At 34.0% G+C, this 514-nt stretch carries 1 protein-coding gene; it reads right to left on the bottom strand.

Annotated features, from left to right (window positions below; translation table 11 throughout):
- A partial coding sequence (locus IDG60_RS27320) for a tyrosine-type recombinase/integrase (protein ID WP_206160451.1) occupies positions 1-514 on the bottom strand: 514 nt, incomplete at both ends.

Genomic DNA, 514 nt, shown 5'->3' with positions numbered 1-514 from the left:
AAATGCGTTGCAAATGTATGTCTGAGCTTGTGGGGATGAATCTCACTTACGCCTGCTGTTCGTTTAACAATATCATTTAAAACATATCGTACACCGCGTTCAGTGATTGCTTCACCCTTCATATTTACAATAAGAAAATCATGATTGCATGACTGAATTGGTTTGAAATGTTCTAAATAATTTTCGATGTTTTGTCTACAATAAGCACCAAACGGTACAAAGCGCTCTTTGCTCCCTTTTCCTAATACGGTAACACCATTCGCGTAAAAATCTATATCTTGTTTTTTAATATTAACTAATTCCGAAACACGGATACCTGTAGCATATAACAATTCAAGAATAACTCGATCCCGTAAACTTTTTGAAGTGTCCTCTTCTACAGTTTTAAATAACGCTTCCATTTCTTCTTCGTAAAAGAATTGCGGAAGATATTTTTCTTTTTTCGGATGTACTAATTGAACAAATGGATTAATAATGTTCTCATCAAGCGTCATCCAATATTCATAGAAAGTTC

Source organism: Staphylococcus sp. EG-SA-2, assembly GCF_017152085.1.
This window is presented reverse-complemented; position numbering and strand designations above follow the sequence as displayed.